Annotated in this window: 17 protein-coding genes, 4 tRNA genes and 1 riboswitch; of the genes, 9 read left to right on the plus strand and 12 right to left on the minus strand. The window is 72.7% G+C overall.

From position 1 onward, the window contains the following. Positions 1-9 precede the first annotated feature (9 nt). From AB0H75_RS11900 to AB0H75_RS11930, 7 genes are all read right to left on the minus strand, one after another. On the minus strand, positions 10-2,253 hold the full coding sequence (locus tag AB0H75_RS11900; RefSeq protein ID WP_367794530.1) for a ribonucleoside-diphosphate reductase subunit alpha: 2,244 nt from the start codon (positions 2,251-2,253) through the stop codon (positions 10-12). A gap of 93 nt (positions 2,254-2,346) precedes the next feature. Continuing rightward, positions 2,347-2,542: riboswitch (cobalamin riboswitch) on the minus strand. A 4-nt stretch (positions 2,543-2,546) separates the two neighbouring features. Then, complete coding sequence (locus AB0H75_RS11905; protein ID WP_367794533.1) at positions 2,547-3,512, minus strand: tripartite tricarboxylate transporter substrate-binding protein; 966 nt, start codon at positions 3,510-3,512, stop codon at positions 2,547-2,549. Between the two features lie 125 nt (positions 3,513-3,637). Then, positions 3,638-4,435: an SAM-dependent methyltransferase gene (locus AB0H75_RS11910; RefSeq protein WP_367794536.1), complete on the minus strand. Its 798-nt coding sequence runs from the start codon at positions 4,433-4,435 to the stop codon at positions 3,638-3,640. A 69-nt stretch (positions 4,436-4,504) separates the two neighbouring features. Continuing rightward, entirely contained in the window at positions 4,505-6,325 is a 1,821-nt protein-coding gene (gene glmS / locus AB0H75_RS11915) for a glutamine--fructose-6-phosphate transaminase (isomerizing) (protein ID WP_367794539.1), read from the minus strand. Between the two features lie 35 nt (positions 6,326-6,360). Then, on the minus strand, positions 6,361-6,636 hold the full coding sequence (locus AB0H75_RS11920) for a hypothetical protein (RefSeq protein ID WP_367794541.1): 276 nt from the start codon (positions 6,634-6,636) through the stop codon (positions 6,361-6,363). Positions 6,637-6,708: 72 nt separating this feature from the next. Continuing rightward, complete coding sequence (locus tag AB0H75_RS11925; protein ID WP_367794544.1) at positions 6,709-7,461, minus strand: ABC transporter permease; 753 nt, start codon at positions 7,459-7,461, stop codon at positions 6,709-6,711. Then, positions 7,448-8,257, minus strand: a complete 810-nt coding sequence (locus tag AB0H75_RS11930) for an ATP-binding cassette domain-containing protein (protein WP_367794547.1) — start codon at positions 8,255-8,257, stop codon at positions 7,448-7,450. Before AB0H75_RS11930 ends, AB0H75_RS11925 begins: the two co-directional genes overlap by 14 nt. Positions 8,258-8,310: 53 nt before the next feature. On the opposite strand from AB0H75_RS11930, the gene AB0H75_RS11935 reads away from it, so the two are divergent. The 7 genes from AB0H75_RS11935 (at position 8,311) to AB0H75_RS11965 (ending at position 12,453) form a co-directional block, all read left to right on the plus strand. Beyond that, on the plus strand, positions 8,311-8,919 hold the full coding sequence (locus tag AB0H75_RS11935) for a TetR/AcrR family transcriptional regulator (RefSeq protein WP_367794550.1): 609 nt from the start codon (positions 8,311-8,313) through the stop codon (positions 8,917-8,919). Positions 8,920-8,984: 65 nt separating this feature from the next. After that, a complete protein-coding gene (locus AB0H75_RS11940) occupies positions 8,985-10,985 on the plus strand; it encodes an N-acetylmuramoyl-L-alanine amidase (RefSeq protein WP_367794553.1) in 2,001 nt (666 codons plus the stop codon). Between the two features lie 91 nt (positions 10,986-11,076). After that, a tRNA-Gly gene (locus AB0H75_RS11945) sits at positions 11,077-11,148 on the plus strand. A 15-nt stretch (positions 11,149-11,163) separates the two neighbouring features. Next, a tRNA-Cys gene (locus AB0H75_RS11950) sits at positions 11,164-11,234 on the plus strand. Between the two features lie 48 nt (positions 11,235-11,282). Then, positions 11,283-11,354 (plus strand) — tRNA-Gly (locus tag AB0H75_RS11955). A 19-nt stretch (positions 11,355-11,373) separates the two neighbouring features. After that, positions 11,374-11,448: transfer RNA gene (locus AB0H75_RS11960), tRNA-Val, on the plus strand. Between the two features lie 147 nt (positions 11,449-11,595). Beyond that, positions 11,596-12,453 carry a hypothetical protein gene (locus tag AB0H75_RS11965; protein WP_367794556.1) on the plus strand — a complete coding sequence of 286 codons (858 nt, stop codon included), beginning with the start codon at positions 11,596-11,598 and terminating at the stop codon, positions 12,451-12,453. A gap of 221 nt (positions 12,454-12,674) precedes the next feature. Here the strand turns inward: AB0H75_RS11965 and AB0H75_RS11970 are convergent, their stop codons facing one another. Both AB0H75_RS11970 and pobA read right to left on the minus strand, forming a co-directional pair. Continuing rightward, positions 12,675-12,941, minus strand: a complete 267-nt coding sequence (locus AB0H75_RS11970) for a DUF6401 family natural product biosynthesis protein (protein ID WP_367794559.1) — start codon at positions 12,939-12,941, stop codon at positions 12,675-12,677. 54 nt (positions 12,942-12,995) lie between these two features. Continuing rightward, positions 12,996-14,183: a 4-hydroxybenzoate 3-monooxygenase gene (pobA, locus tag AB0H75_RS11975; protein ID WP_367794562.1), complete on the minus strand. Its 1,188-nt coding sequence runs from the start codon at positions 14,181-14,183 to the stop codon at positions 12,996-12,998. 81 nt (positions 14,184-14,264) lie between these two features. Here pobA and AB0H75_RS11980 point away from each other — a divergent pair, with 81 nt between their 5' ends. After that, positions 14,265-15,044, plus strand: coding sequence for an IclR family transcriptional regulator (locus AB0H75_RS11980; RefSeq protein WP_367794565.1), 780 nt, complete (start codon positions 14,265-14,267; stop codon positions 15,042-15,044). Here AB0H75_RS11980 and AB0H75_RS11985 read toward each other — a convergent pair. Beyond that, positions 15,013-16,779 (minus strand): thiamine pyrophosphate-dependent enzyme, encoded by a 1,767-nt coding sequence (locus AB0H75_RS11985; RefSeq protein WP_367794568.1) that lies wholly within the window; start codon positions 16,777-16,779, stop codon positions 15,013-15,015. The two genes, AB0H75_RS11980 and AB0H75_RS11985, sit on opposite strands and share 32 nt — an antisense overlap. Positions 16,780-16,847: 68 nt before the next feature. On the opposite strand from AB0H75_RS11985, the gene AB0H75_RS11990 reads away from it, so the two are divergent. Then, positions 16,848-18,035 (plus strand): SDR family oxidoreductase, encoded by a 1,188-nt coding sequence (locus AB0H75_RS11990; protein ID WP_367794571.1) that lies wholly within the window; start codon positions 16,848-16,850, stop codon positions 18,033-18,035. Between the two features lie 255 nt (positions 18,036-18,290). Here AB0H75_RS11990 and ligD read toward each other — a convergent pair whose 3' ends face one another. After that, positions 18,291-19,478, minus strand: coding sequence for a non-homologous end-joining DNA ligase (ligD, locus tag AB0H75_RS11995; RefSeq protein WP_367794574.1), 1,188 nt, complete (start codon positions 19,476-19,478; stop codon positions 18,291-18,293). 43 nt (positions 19,479-19,521) lie between these two features. Beyond that, entirely contained in the window at positions 19,522-20,286 is a 765-nt protein-coding gene (locus tag AB0H75_RS12000; RefSeq protein ID WP_367794577.1) for a crotonase/enoyl-CoA hydratase family protein, read from the minus strand. Positions 20,287-20,342 lie beyond the last annotated feature (56 nt).

Genomic DNA, 20,342 nt, shown 5'->3' on the forward strand with positions numbered 1-20,342 from the left:
GCCGGATTCTTACTGGCAGGCTTCGCAGGTCTCGGGGTTCTCCAGGGAGCAGGCGACGGCGCTCTCCTGGGGGGTCGCCGTCACCGTGGTCTGGGCGATGCGGGTCGCGGGGCGCGAGCGCAGGTAGTAGGTGGTCTTGAGGCCCTTCTTCCAGGCGTAGGCGTACATCGAGGAGAGCTTGCCGATGGTCGGGCTGGCCATGAAGAGGTTGAGCGACTGCGACTGGTCGATGTACGGCTGGCGGGCGGCGGCCAGGTCGATGAGCGCCTTCTGCGGCAGCTCCCAGGCGGTCCGGTAGAGCGTCCTCAGGTCGTCCGGGATGCCGGGGACGTCCTGGATCGAGCCGTCGGCGCGCTTGATCGCGTCGCGCAGCTCCTGCGTCCACAGCCCGCGTGCCTGGAGGTCGGCCACCAGGTAGCGGTTGACCTGGAGGAACTCGCCGGACAGGGTCTCGCGCTTGAAGACGTTGGACACCTGCGGCTCGATGCACTCGTAGCAGCCGGCGATGGAGGCGATGGTCGCGGTCGGCGCGACGGCGATCAGCAGGGAGTTACGCAGCCCGGTCGTCGCGATCTTGTCGCGCAGCGCGTCCCAGCGGGGCGTGGACGGCAGGTAGTGGTCGGGGTGCAGCACGCCCCCGGCGGCGCGGGTGTCGGGGTAGGACGGGTGCCGGCCGCGCTCGGCGGCGAGGTCGGCCGAGGTGTCGTACGCGGCCAGCGCGATCTCCTCGGCGATCCGCGTGGACAGCTCCAGGGCCTCGGCCGAGTCGAACGGCAGCCGCAGCGCGAAGAACACGTCGGCCAGCCCCATGACGCCGAGCCCGACCGGCCGCCACTTCCTGTTGGCCGCCTCCGCCTCGGGCGTCGGGTAGAAGCCGAGGTCGATGGTGCGGTCGAGGAAGCGCACGGCGGTGCGGACGGTGCCGCGCAGCCGCTCCCAGTCCACGCCGTCCCCGCCGTCCCCGCCGAGGTGGGCGGCCAGGTTGACCGAGCCCAGGTTGCAGACGGCGGTCTCGGCGTCGCTGGTGACCTCCAGGATCTCGGTGCACAGGTTCGACAGGTGGATGACGTTCTCGGGGCGGGCGGTCTGGTTGGAGGTGCGGTTGGCGGCGTCCTTGAACGTCATCCAGCCGTTGCCGGTCTGGGCGAGCGTGCGCATCATGCGCCCGTACAGGGTGCGGGCGGGGAGCCGCCGGACCTGGCGCCCGGCGGCCTCGTGGGCCCGGTAGGCGGCCGTGAAGGCGTCCCCGTACAGGTCGGTGAGGTCGGGCGTCTCCTTCGGGTCGAACAGCGACCACATCTCGTCCGCCTCGACCCGGCGCATGAACTCGTCGGGCACCCAGTTGGCCAGGTTGAGGTTGTGGGTGCGGCGGGCGTCCTCGCCGGTGTTGTCGCGCAGCTCCAGGAACTCCTCGATGTCGGCGTGCCAGGTCTCCAGGTAGACGCAGGCCGCGCCCTTGCGCCGGCCGCCCTGGTTGACCGCGGCCACGGAGGCGTCCAGGGTGCGCAGCCACGGGACGATGCCGTTGGAGTGGCCGTTGGTGCCGCGAATGAGGGAGCCGCGCGAGCGGACCCGGGTCCAGGAGATGCCGATGCCGCCGGCGTACTTCGACAGGCGGGCGACCTGGCCGTAGCGCTCGTAGATGCCCTCCAGCTCGTCGCGCGGCGAGTCGAGCAGGAAGCACGAGGAGAGCTGCGGGCGGCGCGCGCCGGAGTTGAACAGCGTGGGCGAGCTGGGCAGGTACGACAGCGTGGACATGAGCCGGTACAGCTCGGCGGCCTCGGCCACGCTCTCGGCCAGGCCGCAGGCCACCCGGAGCAGGAAGTGCTGCGGCCGCTCCAGCACCGCCCGGGTCTCGGGGTGGCGCAGCAGGTAACGATCGTAGACGGTGCGCAGACCGAAATACTCGAAACGGTCATCGGCCGCGTCGTCGATCAGGGCGTCCAGCTCGGCGGCGTGCGCGGCGGCGAAGGCGGCCAGCCGGTCCTGCACCAGCCCGGCCGCGTGGGTGGCGGCCACCGACTCGGAGAACGAGCGCACCCCGTGGCCGGCCGCCTCCTCGGCGATCTCCTCGGCCAGCAGCCGGGCGGCGACCCGGGAGTTGGCCGGATCGACGATCACCCGGGCGGCGGCCTCCTCGATGGCCAGCCGGCGCTCGGCGGCCTTCCCGGCATTACCAGTGTTCCCGGCATTACCAGCGTTCCCGGCGTTCCCGGCGTTCGGGCGCGGGCCAACCTCGGCGATCTGCGTCACGTGCTCTCCTCGCGAGCTCATTCCTCAGGCAGGAGGGCACGCGGAAAGCAGGCGGGCACGCCGCATCGCTCCCCCGGCCCTCCCTCGAGGCCTTGGACAGTCAACGCCGCGGGCAGGTCTTCGGGCTCGCGGGCGCGCCTCGTCGGCTCCTACTGGCCGTCGCTTCCCGGATCGCTCCAGTGCTCATGACGGCGGTCGTTCCCGCTCACCGCTGCGGGGCAGCCCCGGAATCGCACCGGGTTCCCTTTCACTCCGCCCCGAGGGGCGAACCAGCGACGAGCAGGATCCTACATCTAGTGGCCATTCCCGCAACTACCCCAACAGGTTGTGGCTCTAACCGAGTCGAGCAGCCCCAGGTCGCTCAGGACGGCCCGGGTGCGCTCGACCTCCGAGGCCAGCCAGAGCCGGAAGTCGTCGCCGCCGAGCGGGATCGAGACCCATCCGGCGGCCCGGCAGGCGGCCAGCCAGCCGGTCGAGGAGGTCACCTCCTCGCACATCCGCACGGCCGCCTCGCGGCCCTCCTCCGGCATGCCGTCCGGGCCGAAGGCGGCCGCCCAGTCGGCGAAGTCCACCCGCACGCCGGACTCCAGCAGCGTCGGCGCGTCCACCTCGGGCACGCGGTGGGCGCAGGAGACGGCCAGGGCCCGCACCCGGCCCCTGCCGATGCTCTCGCCCCAGTCGGCCAGCACGCCGGCGGCGGCCACGGCCTTGCCGGACAGCAGCGCGGCCACCGCCTCCTGGCCGCTGGGGTAGCCGGTGTAGTCGACCTGCCGGGTGTCGGCGCCGATGCCCTTGGCGATCAGACCGAACAGCAGGTGGTCGGGGGCGCCCTGCGGGCCGCCGGCCAGCAGCGTGCCGTCCGGGCGGGCCAGCAGGTGGGCGGCGAAGTCGCCGAAGTCCTTGAACCGGGAGTCGTCGGGCACCACCACGACCTCGACGTCGCCGGCCAGCCGGGCGAGGGGCGTGGCCACGTCGAGCAGCGTCTGGCCGTGGTTCAGCTCGGCCGCGGACAGCGCGGACAGGCCGCTGACGGTGATCCTGGCACCGGTGCCGGTCTCGTACCCGGCGGCGCGGGCCGCGCCGGCGAACGCCTGCCCGACGGAGCTCCAGCGGGGCCCGGCCGGGTTGATCGAGAAGCGGGTACGCAGCCCCACCGCCCGCCCGGCGACGCGCTGGGCGCCGCAGCCCGCCGCGGCCGTGCCGGCCGCCGCCACGCCGGACGCCGCCAGCAGGCAGGCCAGGAACCGCCGACGGCGCATGTGTCTCCCCCCGAAGCCGCGAACCCCCTCGCTCCAAGTTATTGACACATTACGCAGAGATACACATTTACGCGCTCGGCCCCGCACCCCAAAATTTGGTGATTTGTCGCTTTTATTCGTTCCTATTACCCGGAACTGGGTCGCTCGATTTTCCGCGCCACCCCCGCCATGAGCGACGACGGCAGCGCCCAGTCCCCCACGAGCTTCGGCCGGTCCGGCCGCCAGTCCACGGCCTGCACCAGCCCCGGCGGGTCCAGGGCGAACTCCCCGAAGAACGCCCGGATCTCCGACGGCGCCCGGTCGGCCCCGCCGCCCGACGAGCTCCGGTAGACGCCCCGCGCGCGCTCCTCGTCCTCCAGCCGGCCCATCGTGGTGGCGTGGCTGATCACCAGGTAGCTGCCGGGGACGACCCGCTCGCGCAGCCGGGCCACCGCCCGCCCGGGGCGGGCGGAGTCGGGCAGGAAGTGCAGGATCGACACCAGCAGGACGCCGACCGGCTGGTCGAGGTCGAGGAAGGCGCCGGCCCTGGCCAGCACGTCGTCGGCGTCCAGCAGGTCGGCCTCCACGCAGACGGCCCCGCCCACGTTCGCGAGCAGGGCCTTGGCGTGCGCCGCCACGACCGGGTCGTGGTCCACGTACACGACCCTGGCCCCGGGGTCCACCTCGTGCGCGATCTCGTGCGTGCTGCCCTGGGTGGGCAGGCCGCTGCCCAGGTCGAGGAACTGGCGGACCCCGGCGGCGGCCACGTACCGCACGGCACGCTGCAGGAAGGCCCGGTTCGCGCGGGCCAGCGGGACCGCCTCCGGGACCAGCTCGGCGAGCTGCTCGATGGCCAGGCGGTCGACCGCGAAGTTGTCCGTCCCGCCGAGCATGTAGTCGTACATGCGTGCGAGATTAGGCCGCTGTTGGTCGAACTGCCGCACGTATCGAATTTATGTCGTCCAGAGCCAAATAACACTACCCTGAGCGAATTGTGGCTTAATCGGAGTCCATTACTCGACGGTAACGCTCTTGGCGAGATTGCGCGGCTTGTCCACGTCGCGGCCCAGCGCGACCGCCGCGTGGTAGGCCAGGAGCTGGAGCGGGATCGTGAGCAGGATGGGGTCGAGCTCGACCTCGTTCTTGGGGATCACGATGACGTCGTCGGCCAGCTTGGCCTCCGGCTCGCGGTGGCCGACCATCAGCACCTTGCCGCCCCGGGTGCGGATCTCGCCGAGCGTGGTGAGGTTCTTGTCCAGCAGCTCGTCGTCGGGGACGATCGCGACGGTCGGCATGTCGGGGCCGATCAGCGCGAGCGGGCCGTGCTTGAGCTCGCTGGCCGGGTACGCCTCGGCGTGCACGTACGAGATCTCCTTGAGCTTCTGCGCGCCCTCCCTGGCCACCGGGTAGCCGCGCACCCGGCCCACGAACATCATGCTGGGGTGGTTCGCGTACTTCTGCGCCAGCTCGGCGATCTTGTCGCCCTGGGTGAGGATGTCGGCGATCTGGCCGGGCAGCCGGCGCAGGCCCTCCACGATGCGCCGCCCGTCGGCCGGCGACAGGTCACGCACCCGGCCCAGGTGCAGCGCGAGCAGCGCGAAGGCGATCGCGGTGGAGGTGAACGCCTTGGTCGAGGCCACCGAGACCTCGGGCCCGGCGTGCAGGTAGATGCCGCCGTCCACCTCGCGGGCGATGGCGCTGCCGACCGCGTTGACGATGCCGATCACCCGGCCGCCCTTGCGCTTGAGCTCCTGGACGGCCGCGAGCGTGTCGTAGGTCTCGCCTGACTGGCTGATCGCGACGTAGAGGGTGTCGGGGTCCACCACCGGGTTGCGGTAGCGGAACTCGCTGGCCGGCTCGGCGTCGGCCGGGATGCGCGCCAGCTCCTCGATGAGCTGGGCGCCGATCTGCCCCGAGTAGTACGCGGAACCACAGCCGATGATCTTCACCCGGCGGAACGAGCGGGTCTCGCGGGCGTCCATGTTGAGCCCGCCCAGGTGCGCGACGTGGAAACGCTCGTCGAGGCGGCCGGACATGGTGCGGGTGATCGTCTCGGGCTGCTCGGAGATCTCCTTGAGCAGGTAGTGCTCGTAGCCGCCGGTGTCGTAGTGGCCGGCGTCCCAGTCGACGGTCAGCGGCTCCTTGGCCGTCTCGCGGGCGTCGCTGGAGAAGGTGTGGAAGCCGTCGGCCTTGATCACGGCCAGCTCGCCGTCCTCCAGGTGGACGACCTGGCGGGTGTAGCGGATCAGGGCGGCCACGTCGGAGGCGGCGAACATCTCCTTCTCGCCGATGCCGAGCACGATCGGGCTGCCGTTGCGGGCCACCACCACCTCGCCGGGGCGCTCGGCGTCGATGACCGCGATGCCGTACGTGCCCACGACGCTCTTCAGCGTCTTCCTGACCGCCTCCTCCAGGGAGTCGTTCTCGTCGGCCGCGGCCGCGATCAGGTGGGCCAGGACCTCGGTGTCGGTGTCGGAGGCGAACGTGACACCGTCGGCGACCAGCTTGGCGCGCAGCTCGCCGGCGTTCTCGATGATGCCGTTGTGCACGACCGCGATGCGCTGGTCGGCCGACAGGTGCGGGTGGGCGTTCTCGTCACTCGGGACGCCGTGCGTGGCCCACCGGGTGTGCCCGATGCCGAGCCCGCCCTTGAACCTGGCCGGCACGACCTTGGCCAGGTCGGCCACCCGGCCCTTGACCTTGCGGAGCTTCAGCCCCTTGTTGGACACCACGAGCCCGGCCGAGTCGTAGCCCCGGTACTCCAGCCGCTGCAACCCCTCCAGCAGGATGGGCGCCGCGTCCTTGGGGCCCACGTAGGCCACGATTCCGCACATCGAGGTCTCCTCTTCGTTCCGTTGTCCGTCATCCGTCATCCGTAGACGATCCTGCGGAGCTGCCGCAGCGACAGCTCGGGCGCGGCCACCCTGCGGCCGCGTAACTCGGCGGCGATCCTGGGGAAGATCTCATCGTTGGTGTGGCCCCGCGTCTTCAGCTCGCCGTGGCGGCGGCGGACGTACTGCTCGGTGGACTCCGAGAAGTACGCCAGCACGTCCGCGACCACGCGGGCCGCCTCTCCCGGGCCGAGCGGGCTCGTCCGGGTGAGGTGCGCGATGAGGTCCTCGTAGGGATGCCGTGCCGTGGACACAGAGCAGGACCCTACGCATCGGGAACGAGACACGCCAACATCCTGCCCGAAATCGGGCAGGCTTTAACTCTTTCAGCGCACGCTCCCGCGTCCCCAGCCCCGCGCCGCCCGCCACCAGGCGAGCGCCAGGGTCGCCGCGCCCACGCCGAGCAACACGGCCGCCGGCCCGGCGACGCCCGCCGCGTCCCCGCGGACGCCGGCCTGCATCATGGTGGTCGCCCAGTAGCCGGGCGAGACCGGCGCGATCGAGCGCGCCCAGCCGGGCATCAGCGCGTACGGCACCAGCGCCCCGCCGAGCGCGCTGACCGACAGCGCGGCGAGGTTGCACACCGTGGACAGCTCGCCCTGGCTACGGACCATCCCGGCGATCGCGGTGCCCATCCCGAGCAGTGCGAAACACCAGACCGCCACGGCCAGCACGAGCGGCCACGGCGGCCACGGCGGGCGCAGCCCGAGCACCGCCACCCCGTACGCCAGCAGCACGGCCTGCTGGAGGGCGAGCACGGCGAGGACCGGCAGCGCCTTGCCGGCCATGATCTCGGGGACGCGGGCCCCGGTCGCCCGGAGCCGGTCCCAGGTGTGCCAGACCCGCTCGGCCAGCGTGGCGTTGGCCACGTCGGCCATCGACAGGATCGAGAACATCACCAGCAGCCCCGTCGCCACCTGCGTGGCGTCGCCCACCATGGCCTGGAAGACCGGCATGAGGACCATGGGCATGACCAGGTAGCTGATCAGGTGGGCCGGGTCGCGGCGGCGCAGCAGCGCGTTGTGCCCGGCCAGGACGGCGATCCGGTGCAGCGATTCCTTCAGCTCAGCGCCGGCCACGGGACAGCTCCCGGTAGAGGTCGTCGAGGGACGGCTGCCGGATGTCGATGCCGCGCACGGGACCGTCCAGCTCGCGCAGCAGCCCGGCCAGGGCGGCCGTGGGATCGGTGGTGCTGAGCGCGATCTCGCGCTCGTCGTCGAGGACCACCCGGACCTCGCCGGGCAGGTCCTTGAGCAGGTCGGCGGCGGCACCCCTGGCGATCACCCGGCCGCGCGCCGCCACCGCGACCGTGGCGCCCAGCTCGGCCAGCTCCGGCAGGTAGTGGGTGCAGTAGACGACCGCCGCGCCGGCCTCGGCCCGGCGGCGCACGGCGGCCAGCAACGCGGCGCGGGTCTCGGGGTCGGCCCCGGCCGTGGGCTCGTCGAGCAGGAGCACGGCGGGCTCGCCCATCAGCGCGGTGGCGGCCTGGACGCGGCGCTGCTGGCCACCGGACAGCAGCGCGACCCGCCGGTCGAGCTCCCCGGCCAGCTCCAGCTCCCCGGCCACGGACTCGACGGCGGCGGCCAGGGCGCGGCGGCGCAGGCCCGCCAGGCCGCCGAACAGCCGCAGCGTCTCGCGTACGGTGACGCTCGGGTAGAGGGCCAGGCCCTGCGGGGCCATGCCCACCTCGCCCCGGACCTCGCTCTCGCCCTCGTCGGGCCGCAGGAGCCCGGCGGCGATCTCGAAGAACGTGGTCTTGCCCGCGCCGTTGTGCCCGACCAGCCCGGCGATCTCGCCGGGCGGCACGCGAAGGTCGAACCCGTCCAGGGCGGTGACGGGGCCGTAGCGCTTGACCAGCCCTCTGGCGTGCAGCATGGCATCCCCTTCCAGTCTACGCCGTAGACTGCTCTACACTGTAGACTGAGGCCGTGCGGAAGCTCAAGACCTCCCGGCAGCCGGAGATCCTCGACGCGGCCATGGCCATCGCCGACGAGCGCGGGCTCGATGCCCTGTCCATGCGGGCGGTCGCGGAGCGGGTCGGGGTGACCCCGATGGCCCTGTACGGCTACTTCCGCAACAAGGACGAGCTGCTCGACGCGCTGGTCGGCCGGCTGCTCGGCGAGCTCACCCCCGGCGACCCCGGCCGGACGTGGCAGGAGCGGCTGGAGGCCGTCGCCTGGGGCGCCCGCCGCCTGGCCCACCGGCACCCCGCGCTCGTCCCGCTGCTGCTGAGCCGGCCCTCGGTGACGCCCGACGCGGTGCGCCTGGTCGACCTGCTCTACCAGGCGCTGATCGACGCCGGCGTGCCGGACGCGGACGTGCCGCGCGTCGAGCGGCTGCTGAGCACGTTCGTGCTGGGCTTCGCGGTCTCCGAGGTGAACGGTCGCTTCACCGACGACTCCGGCGCGGCCCGGGCGCGGCGCGGCGCCGACCTGCCCGCCCACCGGCGGCTTGCCGAGCATCTCGCGCCGGACGACTGGGACGCCGAGTTCGCGGCCGATCTCACCGATCTCATGCGTATCATCCGACCCGTCTGACACATCCCTTTCGGGGAACAGTTACGGTGAGTAGTCACATCGTGACGTTCTTCGGGGGAGATGTCATGCACCTCTGGCTGAGCCGGCCGCTCTGGCTGGTCGCCGTCCTCGTCGGAGGCGCACTCGCCGCCCCCGCCGCCGGTTCCGTCCGCGAGGTCCCGGCCGGACGGCAGGGCGACTTCGCCGCCGCCGCCCGGGAGTTCGGGGTGCCGGAGAGCGTGCTGCTGGGGGTGGCCTACCTGGGCTCGCGGTGGGACGCGCACGCCGGGCGGCCCAGCACGGCGGGCGGGTACGGGCCGATGCACCTGGTGGACGTCCTGCCCGCCGCCGCGCTCACGGTGGGCGACGCGCTGGGGGACGCCCGGGGCGACGACGCCCGGCCCATGCCGCCCCGGCCCGCGCTGCTCCCCTCCCCGCTGAGCGCCGCCGCCAGGCCGCCGAGCACGACGCTGCCCGAGGCCGGGCGGCTCATCGGCGCCGGGCCCGCCACGCTGCGCGACGACCCGGTGGCCAACATCCGCGCCGGCGCCGCCCTGCTCGCCTCCTACCGCGGCTCCCCCAGCTCCGACCCGGCCGACTGGTACGGCGCGATCGCCCGCTTCTCCGGCGCGGACGACCCCGCCACGGCCCGGCAGTTCGCCGACGAGGTGTTCGCGGTGATGCGCGAGGGCGTACGGCGGCGTACCGACGACGGCCACGAGATGCGGCTCGACCCCGTGCCCGGCCTGCGCCTCCCGGGGACCAAGTCGGCCGGCGAGCTCGACCCCTCGTCCCCGGAGGAGCCGCTGGAGCCGCTGGCGCCGGACGCCGAGCCCGCCGAACCGGGCGAACCGGGCGAGCCCGTCGAGCCCGCCGCCGCCGCTCCTGGCCGCTCCGCCACCGTGGAGTGCCCCAAGAGCCTGGCCTGCGAGTGGATGCCCGCCGCCTACAAACGCTTCGGCAAGAAGAAGAACCGCGACTACGGCAACCACGACCGCCTGTCCAGGGCCCGGTCCGTCGACTACATCGTCATCCACGACACCGAGGGCGGCTACCAGGGCATCTCCTCGATGATCCGCAACCCGAAGTACGTGAGCTGGCACTACACGATCCGCTCCCGCGACGGGCACGTCGCCCAGCACGTCAAGACCAACGACCTGGCCTGGCACGCGGGCAACTGGGACGTCAACACCCGCTCGATCGGCATCGAGCACGAGGGCTACCTGGCCAAGGGCGGGACCTGGTACACCGAGGCGATGTACCGGGCCTCGGCCAAGCTCGTCCGCTACCTGGCCGGCGAGCACGGCGTCCCGCTCGACCGGGCTCACATCCTGGGGCACGACAACGTCCCCGGCACCACCCCGAAGACCGTCGCCGAGATGCACGAGGACCCCGGCCCCTACTGGGACTGGGCCCACTACTTCGAGCTGATGGACAAGCCGCTGAAAGGCGTCAAGGACGGCGACTCGGTCATGATCCGCCCGTCGTACGACGACAACCGCCCGCGCTTCACCGGCTGCGTCACCACCAAGGCGGGCAAGGACTGCCCGCCGCACGGCGCGGCCACCGTCTGGCTGCACACCGCGCCCGCCGAGAGCGCCGCCCTGGTCACCGACACCGGCAAGCACGGCGACAAGCCCAGCACCTACAGCGTGTACGACCACGCCGCGCGCGCCTCGACCGGCCAGCGCTACGCCGTCGCGCAACGGCAGGGGGACTGGACGGCCATCTGGTACCTGGGCCAGAAGGCGTGGTTCCACAACCCGCCCGGCCGGCCGGTCGCCGTGCCCGCCAAGGGCCCGCTGGTCACGCCGCTGAAGGCGGGCACCAAGGTGTACGGGCGGGCGTACCCGGAGAAGTCGGCCTACACGCGGGCGACGGCGCAGCCGCTGACGCCGTTGCAGTACCGGATCGGGCCCGGGGAGACGTACACGGTGGGCGACACGGTCACCGGCTCCTACTACGCGGCGGGCTCCTTCAGCCCGTCCCGGCACGTCACCACGACCGGCACGACCCGTTACCACCAGATCCAGCTCGGCCACCGGATCGCGTTCGTCATGACGAAGGACGTACGGCTGATCCCGTGAATTTCGCGCTCCGGGCCGCCGAGTGCGCACAGGCACTCCGTGGAGACGATATGGTTTTCCCGTGGCCCGGTGCACGCAGCCCGGGGCGCACGCGGAAGTGGCTCAGTGGTAGAGCATCACCTTGCCAAGGTGAGGGTCGCGGGTTCGAATCCCGTCTTCCGCTCGGAGCGATACTCCTGGTGGAGTGGCCGAGAGGCGAGGCAGCGGCCTGCAAAGCCGTCTACACGGGTTCAAATCCCGTCTCCACCTCGCTGAACAGCGGACCCTTCGGGATCCGTTAACATAAGTGCACATCGCGCGGAAGTGGCTCAGTGGTAGAGCATCACCTTGCCAAGGTGAGGGTCGCGGGTTCGAATCCCGTCTTCCGCTCTGAGTCCCGGCTCCACACGGACGATTAGCTCAGCGGGAGAGCGCTTCCCTGACACGGAAGAGGTCACTGGTTCAATCCCAGTATCGTCCACCACGCTCCACCTCAGACCCGCGGCCACCCGGCCGCGGGTCTTTTGTTCTGGGCGAATTGTCGGGTCGTGCGGAGTTTTGGTGTCCCTCCGTGCATGATCCGTTACAGCCCGGGTAGCGCCGAGGCATTGGCTCCTCGGGGGAGGAAAGCGTGGACATCAACATAGGCCAGGGCATCACCGACGCCTGGCGGTCGATCGCGACGTTCGTTCCGAGACTGGTCGCTTTCCTGGTGATCCTCATCATCGGGTACATCGTGGCCAAGGCACTGGAGAAGGTGGTCGACAAGATCCTGGAGCGGGTCGGGTTCGACCGGGCGGTCGAGCGCAGCGGCGTGCGCCGCTGGCTGGAACGCAGCAAGTACGACGCCAGCAGCCTGCTGGCCAGGATCGTCTTCTACGCGATCGTGCTGGTCACCCTGCAGATAGCGTTCAGCGTCTTCGGGCCGAACCCGATCTCGGCGCTGCTCAACGGCGTGGTCGCCTGGCTGCCCAAGGCACTGGTGGCCATCGTGATCATCGTGGTGGCCGGGGCGCTCGCCAAGGGCGTCCAGGACATCGTCGGCGGCGCGCTCGGCGGGCTGTCGTACGGTCGCTGGCTGGCCACCGCCGCCGCCGTGTTCATCTGGGCGCTGGGCATCATCGCGGCGCTCAACCAGATCGGCGTGGCCACCGCCGTCACCACTCCGGTGCTGGTCACGGTGCTCGCCACCATCGGCGCCATCCTGGCCATCGGCCTCGGGGGCGGCCTGGTCCGGCCGATGCAGCAGCGCTGGGAGCGCTGGCTGAGCCGGATGGAGGCGGAGGCGCCGCAGGCCAGGGCGCACGCCGAGGCGTACCAGCGCGGGCGCCAGGACGCCGCGTCGATGAGCGACGAGCAGACGGCGCCCATCGGCACCGCGCGGGGCACGGCGGCCGGGGGCGGGGCCTCCGGCATGACGGCGGGGGGCGGGGCCTCCGGCATGGCGACGCCTCCGGGAGCGCACCGCTCGGACCTGCCGCCGAACTGACCGCCCGTCTCGGCCGGCCCTTCCGGCGGCCCTTCCGGCGGCCCTTTCGACGGCCCGCCGCCCGGCACGCCCACCCGCCGGGCCGCGGGCCCACCCCGCCGGCCGGCCGCACCCGTCGCGGCCGGCCGGCGTCGGGCGGCCGTGCCACGCGGGCGTGCCACGCGGGCGTGCCACGCGGGCGTGCCACGCGGGCGTGCCACGCGGGCGGCCGGCCGGCGGCGTCAGGCGGGTAGTTCGTCGCTCAGGAAGCCGTGCTCGCGGGCGAGCCAGCACACCGCCGTCAGCCGCAGCGACGGCGCGTCCGGCTCGCCGGTGAAGGTCCAGCCGCGCCGGCGCAGCTCGTCGAGGAAGCCGAGCAGGTAGTCGCCCAGGGTCTCGCGGTCCAGGGGGATGGCGTCCCGCAGGTCGGCCGCGTGCTGGTCCACGGCGGCGACCAGGCCGGGCTCGGCGGCCAGGCGGGCGAGCTGGGCGTGGCCCAGCGTGTTCATCAGCCAGCGAAGGGGCGCGGTAGCCCAACCATCCTCAAAAACCACCAAAACACCTTAAAGCACATCCGACGATGGCCCGCCGGCGAACGGCAGGCCGACGTAGTTCTCGGCGAGCGTCGTGGCGGCGGCCTCGGACGAGGTGACGTAGTCCAGGTAGGACAGCTGCAGCCGCCGCCCGTAGGCGTCCTCGTCCTCGAACGTGTGCAGCAGCGTCGTCATCCACCACGAGAAGTGCTGCGCCCGCCACACCCGCTTCAGGCAGGCCGCCGAGTAGCCGTCGAGCAGCTCGGTCGAGCCGTCGGCAAAGTACGCGGCCAGCGCCTCGGTCAGCACCCGCACGTCGGCCACGGCCAGGTTGAGCCCCTTGGCGCCGGTCGGCGGCACGATGTGGGCGGCGTCCCCGGCCAGGTAGAGGCGGCCGTACTGCATGGGCTCGGTCACGAACGAGCGCATCGGCGTGACGCCCTTCTCGGTGATCCGGCCGGTGGTCAGCGTGAAACCGGGCACGCTCTCCAGCCGCGCCCGCAGCTCGTCCCAGATCCGCTCGTCCGGCCAGTCCTCCACCCGGGTGTCGGCCGGGACCTGGAGGTAGAAGCGGCTGACGGTGGGCGAGCGCATGCTGTGCAGCGCGAAGCCGCGATCGGTCCTGGTGTAGATCAGCTCCTCGGACGAGGGTGCGACGTCGGCCAGGATGCCGAGCCAGGCGAAGGGGTACTCCCGCTCGAAGACGGTCAGGACCCCCTCGGGGATGGACGGCCGCGACACGCCGTGGAAGCCGTCGCAACCGGCGATGACGTCGCAGTCCAGCCGCTCCCCGTCGCCGAAGGTGATGTACGGCTCGGACTCCAGGGAGTGCACCGCCACGTTCTCCACCTCGAAGCGCACGTCTCCCCCGACCGCCAGCCGGGCCGCGATGAGGTCCTTGACGACCTCCTGCTGGCCGTACACGGTGATCGCCCGGCCGGGCACCAGCTTCTCGAAGGCGATGCGGTGGCCCGCGCCGCCGTAACGCAGCTCGATGCCGTGGTGCGGCAGGCCCTCGCGCAGCATCCGCTCGCCGACGCCCGCCTCGATGAGGGTGTCCACGGTGCCCTGCTCCAGGACGCCGGCCCGTACCCGCCGCTCGACGTAGTCGCGGCTGCGCCGCTCCAGCACCACGGAGGAGATGCCCCGCAGGTGGAGCAGATGAGACAGCAGCAGGCCCGCCGGGCCCGCGCCGATGATCCCGACCTGAGTTCGCATGAGGGGAAGCATGCTGCCCCGGACGTGCCGACGCCGAGCCCTCGCTTCCACTCAGTGGAATCCTGGTGCAGGATTGTCCCCGTGGCAGGTGGATCCCGCGAGCCCGGCCGTACCGTGACCTCCAAGGTGCTGGCCCTGCTCGGCGCGTTCGACGCCGAGCATCCGCAGCTCACGCTGACCGAGCTGGCCCGGCGCGGCGGCGTCCCGCTGAGCACCGCGCACCGGCTGGTCGCCGAGCTGGAGGAGTGGCAGGCGCTGGCCCGCGGCCCCGACGGGCGGCTGCGCGTGGGGCTGCGGCTGTGGGAGCTGGGCCAGCTCGCCCCGGGCCGGCTGGTGGGGCTGGCGCACCCGTGGTTGCAGGAGCTGTTCGGCACGACGGGCGAGAACGTGCACCTCGCGATCCGCGACGGCATGGAGGTGCTGTACGTGGACAAGGTCTACGGCCGCCGGGCCGTCCCCATCGTCTCCAGGACCGGCGGCCGGCTGCCGATGCACCCGACCGGCGTGGGGCGGGCGCTGCTGGCGCACGAGCCGGACTGGTTCGTCTCGTCCTACCTGGCCCGCAAGCTCGAACGGCCCACCCCGCACACGATCACCGAGCCCGGCCGGCTGGCCAGGGAGCTGGCGACGGTCCGGGCGCAGGGGTACGCGCTCACCTACGAGGAGATGACGCTCGGCTCCTGCTCGGCCGCCGCGCCCATCCTCGTGGACGGGCGCGCCGTGGCGGCGCTGGGGATCGTGCTGTCCTCGCGCCGCGCCCGCGAGCTGCCCCGCCTGGTCGAGCCGCTGCTGCACGCGGCGGGGCGGATCGCCCGCGCGCTGGGCCAGGTCAGTCCCCCAGCTTCTGGATCCGGTCCTTGAACAGCGTGCTGGCGATGGCCGCGCGGTGCGGCTGGCCCTTGAGGAACGCCTGCGCGAAGTTCTTGGCCTGGTCGTAGGAGACCTTGCCGGGCATGGGCGGCTCGTTGGGGTTGACGTCGATGTCCACCAGTGCCGGGCCATCGTGCGCCAGCGCCTCCCTGATCGCCGGGACCACGTCCACCGCCTTGCCGACCTTCGCCCCGAAGCCGCCGCACGAGCGGGCCCAGGCGGAGAAGTCCGCCTCGGGCGCGGCGTAGCGCACGCCGTGCTCCGGGTAGCCGAGCACCATCTGCTCCCACAGGATCTGGCCCAGGGAGTTGTTGTTGTTGATGATCACCTTGACCGGGAGCCGGTGCTGGACCGCGGTCAGGAACTCGGCCATGAGCATCGAGAAGCCGCCGTCGCCGACGTAGGCGATGACCTGCCGGTCGGGGTAGGCGTGCTGCATGGCGATGGCGTACGGCAGCCCGTTGGCCATCGAGGCGAGCGTTCCCGACAGGTAGAACTCGCGCGCGCCGCGGATCGTCCAGTGGCGGGCCGCCCAGGTGGCGATGGTGCCGCTGTCGCAGGTCAGGATGGCGTCGTCGGTGGCGAGGTCGTCCAGGACGGAGACGGCGTACTGGGGGGCGATGGGGTCGCGGTCGGGGTTCTCCAGCGCCCGCATGTCCGAACCCCACTTCTCCATCATCTGCTGATATTTCGCCAGATGGGCGTTGTCCTGCCGCGGGGTCAGCAACGGCAGCAGCGCGGCCAGCCCCTCCCTGGCGTCGCACACCACCGGCACGTCGGTCGCCACGCGTGCCCCCGCCCTGACCGGATCGGCCTCGAACTGCACCACCCGCGCCTTGCCCGGCTCCGGCAGGTACTTCGAGTACGGGAAGTTCGTGCCCACCATGAACAGGACGTCCGCCTCGTCCATCAGCTCCTCGCTCGGCCGGGTGCCGAGCAACCCGATCCCGCCCGTCGTGAACGGCGAATCGTCCGGGACGACCGCCTTGCCGGGCAGCGTCTTGACCACCGGCGCGCCCAGCGCCTCGGCCACCGCCAGCACCTCCCGCCGGGCGTGCAGCGCGCCCTGCCCGACCAGCATGGCCGGCCGCTCGGCCTGGTTGAGCACCTCGGCGGCCCACTCGATGTCCTCCTGGCGGGGGATGCCGGGCGGCTGCAGGTAGACCGGCGCGGTCTGCGGCGGCCGGGCCAGGCCCACGTGCTGGTAGGGGTCGGCGTCGGCCTCGGCCACCTGCAGGTCGTTGGGCAGGGTGAGGTGGGCGACGCCGCGGCGCGCGTACGCCGTCCTGATCGCCAGGTCCACCAGCGACGGGAGCTGCCCCGGGTTGGTGATCATCATGTTGTACTCGGCCACGTCGGCGAACAGCTTGTCCAGGTGGACCTCCTGCTGGTAACCGGTGCCCAGCACGGACGTCTCCTGCATGCCGGTGATCGCCAGCACGGGCACGTGGTCGAGCTTGGCGTCGTACAGGCCGTTGAGCAGGTGGATGCCGCCCGGCCCCGACGTGGCCAGGCAGACGCCGATCCTGCCGGTGGCCTTGGCGTAGGCGGTGGCCATGAAGGCCGCGGCCTCCTCATGGTGCACGAGGACGAAGCGCACCCGGTCGCGGTGGCGCCGCAGCCCCTCCATGATGCCGTTGATACCGTCGCCCGGCAGGCCGAACACGGTGTCCACGCCCCATTCGGCCAGCCGTTCGATCAGGTCCTCAGATGCGATTCGCGCCATAGGGGCCCGCCCTACCCCGCTCCGCCGCGGTCATGTCAGTCGCGCGGAATCAGGGGTAGGGGGCCGGCATGCGCATTCTGGTCACGGGAGCCACGGGCATGCTGGGCAGGGCGCTGGTGCCCGCGCTGGTGAGGGCGGGGCACCAGGTGCGGGCGCTGAGCCGTACCAGGAGGGAGAGCCGGGGGAACGTCGAGTGGGTCTGGGGCGACCTGTTCTCCGGGCACGGCGTCCCCGAGGCGGTGGCCGGCATGGACGCCGTCGCGCACCTGGCCACCAGCGGCCGCAAGGGGCGCGGCGCCGTGGACGTCCCTGGCACCCGCCTGCTCCTGCTCGCCGCCGGCGAGGCCGGGGTCGGGCACCTGCTGCTCACCTCGATGGTGGGCGCCGACCGCGCTCCCGTCGGCCACCTCAAGGACAAGCTGGAGGCCGAGCGGCTGGTCGCCGGCAGCGGGCTCGGCTGGACGGTGCTTCGCAGCACGCTGTTCCACCAGTGGCTGCACCGGCGGCTGCGCGACCTCGCCGCGTTCCCGGTGCTGCCGGTGGACCCGACCGTGCTCATGCAGCCGGTGCACACGGGCGAGGTGGCCGCGCGGGCGGCCGGGCTGCTCGCCGAGGGGCCGCTGGGCGCGGCGGTGGAGTTCGGCGGGCCGCAGGTGCTCGGCCACGCCGAGCTGGCCCGTACGTGGTGCCGCCTGCGCAGCCCGCACCGCCTCTGCCTGCCGATCCGCTTCCCTGGCCGGCTGTACGCGGCCCAGCGCGACGGCGCCCTCACCACGGACGCGACGCCGGCGGGCACGATCACCTGGCACGACTACCTGGCGCCGCCCGCCGACCCCGCCACCACCGGCCGCACCACCGACCGCACCACTGACCGCAGAACCGACGACCGAGAGGCCATCCACCATATGACCACCGCCGACCGCCGCACCAGCGACCGCGAGACCGACGACCACCGGACCCGGAACAGCACCACCCGGAACAGCACGACCCAGAACGGCACCACCCAGGACGGCACCACCCAGGACGGCACCACCCAGGACCGGGCGGCCGCCGACCGCGCGGCCGCTGACCACGCGGCGGCCGACCGGGCGGCGGGCGACCCCCGGGTGCGCGCCTCCCTGGACTCCGACGACTCGGGCGACTTCGCCACCGAGCACACCGCCTCCCCCACCAGCCCGGCCAACCAGCCGGAACGCGACCCGGACGCCCGCGTGTACGGCGGCGACGACGGCTACGAACACCCGACCCGCGACTGACGACAACCGACGACGCCGACGACGGCCGACGGACGACCGGCGACGGCTGACGGACGGCCGGCGACGCGACCACGACCAGCGCGAAGGGCCGCTCCCGCCCAGGGGCGGCCCTTCGCCGAGGGGCGCCGCGGGACGACCGGCCCACCCGAGGAACCGCCGGTCCCGTCACCAGAGGGCGTAACCGGCCTCAGCCCCGCCGGAGGAGGGCGTAACCGGCGGCCTCAGCCCCGCCGGAGGAGGGCGTAACCGGCGGCCTCAGTCCCGTCTCCAGGGGTCGTAGTCGACCTCCAGAGGCTCCTGCGGCGGCCGCTCCCCCTCGGGCACGTGCTGCAGGTTGACCCGGATCCGGTACCAGACGCTGCTGCGCCCCCGCATGCCGTCCACCAGCACGTCGGCGGGTTCGAGCCGGGCCGCGACCTCCGGGTGCCGGGCCTTCCACCGCTCCAGCCCGGCCAGGGCCTCGTCCTTGTGCTCGGCCCTGGCGATCTCGATGACCGGCATGGTCTGCTGCCTGCGCCCCGCGCCCTTGGGCGGCCTGGGCGCGGGCCCCAGCTCCTCGGCCAGCTCCAGCAGCCCGTCGAGGGAGCCGGCGTGCAGGTCGATGTCCTGCCACGGGTCACCGCGCTCGGCCAGCCGCCGGGGCACGGTCTCGATCGTGAACTCCTCCGGCCGGCAGCCCGGCACCTCGTCCCAGGTCAGCGGCGTGGAGACGCGGGCGTCGGCCACGGCTCGCACCGAGTAGGCGGAGGCCACGGTGCGGTCGTAGGCGTTCTGGTTGAAGTCCACGAACACGCCGTGCCGCTCCTCCTTCCACCAGCGGCTGGTGGCCAGGTCGGGGGCGCGCCGCTCGACCTCGCGCGCCACGGTCTCGGCCGCCTTGCGGACCTCGGCGAACGGCCGGCGCCGCTCGATGCGCGCGTAGACGTGGAACCCGCGCGACCCGGACGTCTTGGGCCAGGCGACGAGCCCGTGGTCGGCCAGCACCTCCCGCGCCACCTGGGCGGTGCGCAGCACGTCGGCCCATTCCACGCCGGGCACGGGGTCGAGGTCGATGCGCAGCTCGTCGGGGCGGGACAGGTCGTCGGCGCGTACCGGATGGGGGTTGAGGTCCACGCAGCCGAGGTTGACCACCCACAGCAGCTGCGCCAGGTCGGTGCAGACGACCTCCTCGGCGCTCAGCCCCGACCGGTACTTCAGCGTGGCGACCTCGATCCAGTCGGGCCGCTTGGCGGGGGCCCGTTTCTGGAAGAACGCCTCCTCCTCGATGCCGTGCACGAACCGCTTGAGCACCATCGGCCGCCCGTGCACGCCCCGCAGCGCGCCCTCGCCCACGGCCTGGTAGTAGCGGATCAGGTCGAGCTTGGTGTGCCCGCTGTCCGGGAAGACCACCTTGTCGGGGCTGGTGATGCGCACCGCGCGGCCGGCGACCTCGATCTCAGGCATGGGATCACGATACGTGCCGCCCCCGACAATCGGCCTCCCCCGCTCAGCCGTTCTGGGGAGCGCCGGTGCCGAAGTCGCCGTGCCGGCCCGCGCCCGCGGCGAAGCGGGCCGCCCCGTCCGCCGCCTCGGGCAGCGACACCAGCCCGTGGCGCAGCTCGTTGCGCAGGGCCGTCTCCTCGCCGAGCCCGTCCTGCTCCAGCACGGACATGCGGTCGCCGCGCAGGCAGGTCTGCGGGAAGCGGGCGATCTCGCGGGCCAGCTCCTCCGCCCGTCGCCGGGCCTCGCCGGTGGGGACGAGCCGGTTGGCCAGCCCCATCTCGTACGCCTCCCGCCCGCCGACGGGCCGGCCGGTGAGGATCATGTCCAGGGCGCGGGACGTCCCGACGAGCCTGGGCAGGCGCACGGTGCCGCCGTCGATGAGCGGCACGCCCCACCTGCGGCAGAAGACCCCGAACACCGCGTCCTCCTCCGCCACCCGCAGGTCGCACCAGAGGGCCAGCTCCAGGCCGCCCGCCACGGCGTGCCCGGCGACGGCGGCCACGACGGGCTTGCTCAGGCGCATCCTGGTGGGCCCCATGGGCCCGTCGCCCTCCTCGCCGACGTGGTTGTCCAGCGCCTTGAGATCGGCGCCCGCGCAGAACGTACCGCCCTCGCCCCACAGGACGGCCACGCGCGCGTCGGACTCCTCGAAGCCGCGGAAGGCGTCGGCGAGCGCGTCGGCGGTCTTGCGATCGACGGCGTTGCGCGCCTCCGGCCGGCAGATCACCACGGTGGTGACGGACCCCTGGCGCTCCACGCGTACGGTCATCCGGCCCTCCTCCAGAAACGCGGTCGGGCAACGTGCCGAGCGTACGTCCCCCACGG

It is taken from the genome of Nonomuraea sp. NPDC050783, assembly GCF_040802095.1.
In the GTDB taxonomy this organism is placed as follows: domain Bacteria; phylum Actinomycetota; class Actinomycetes; order Streptosporangiales; family Streptosporangiaceae; genus Nonomuraea.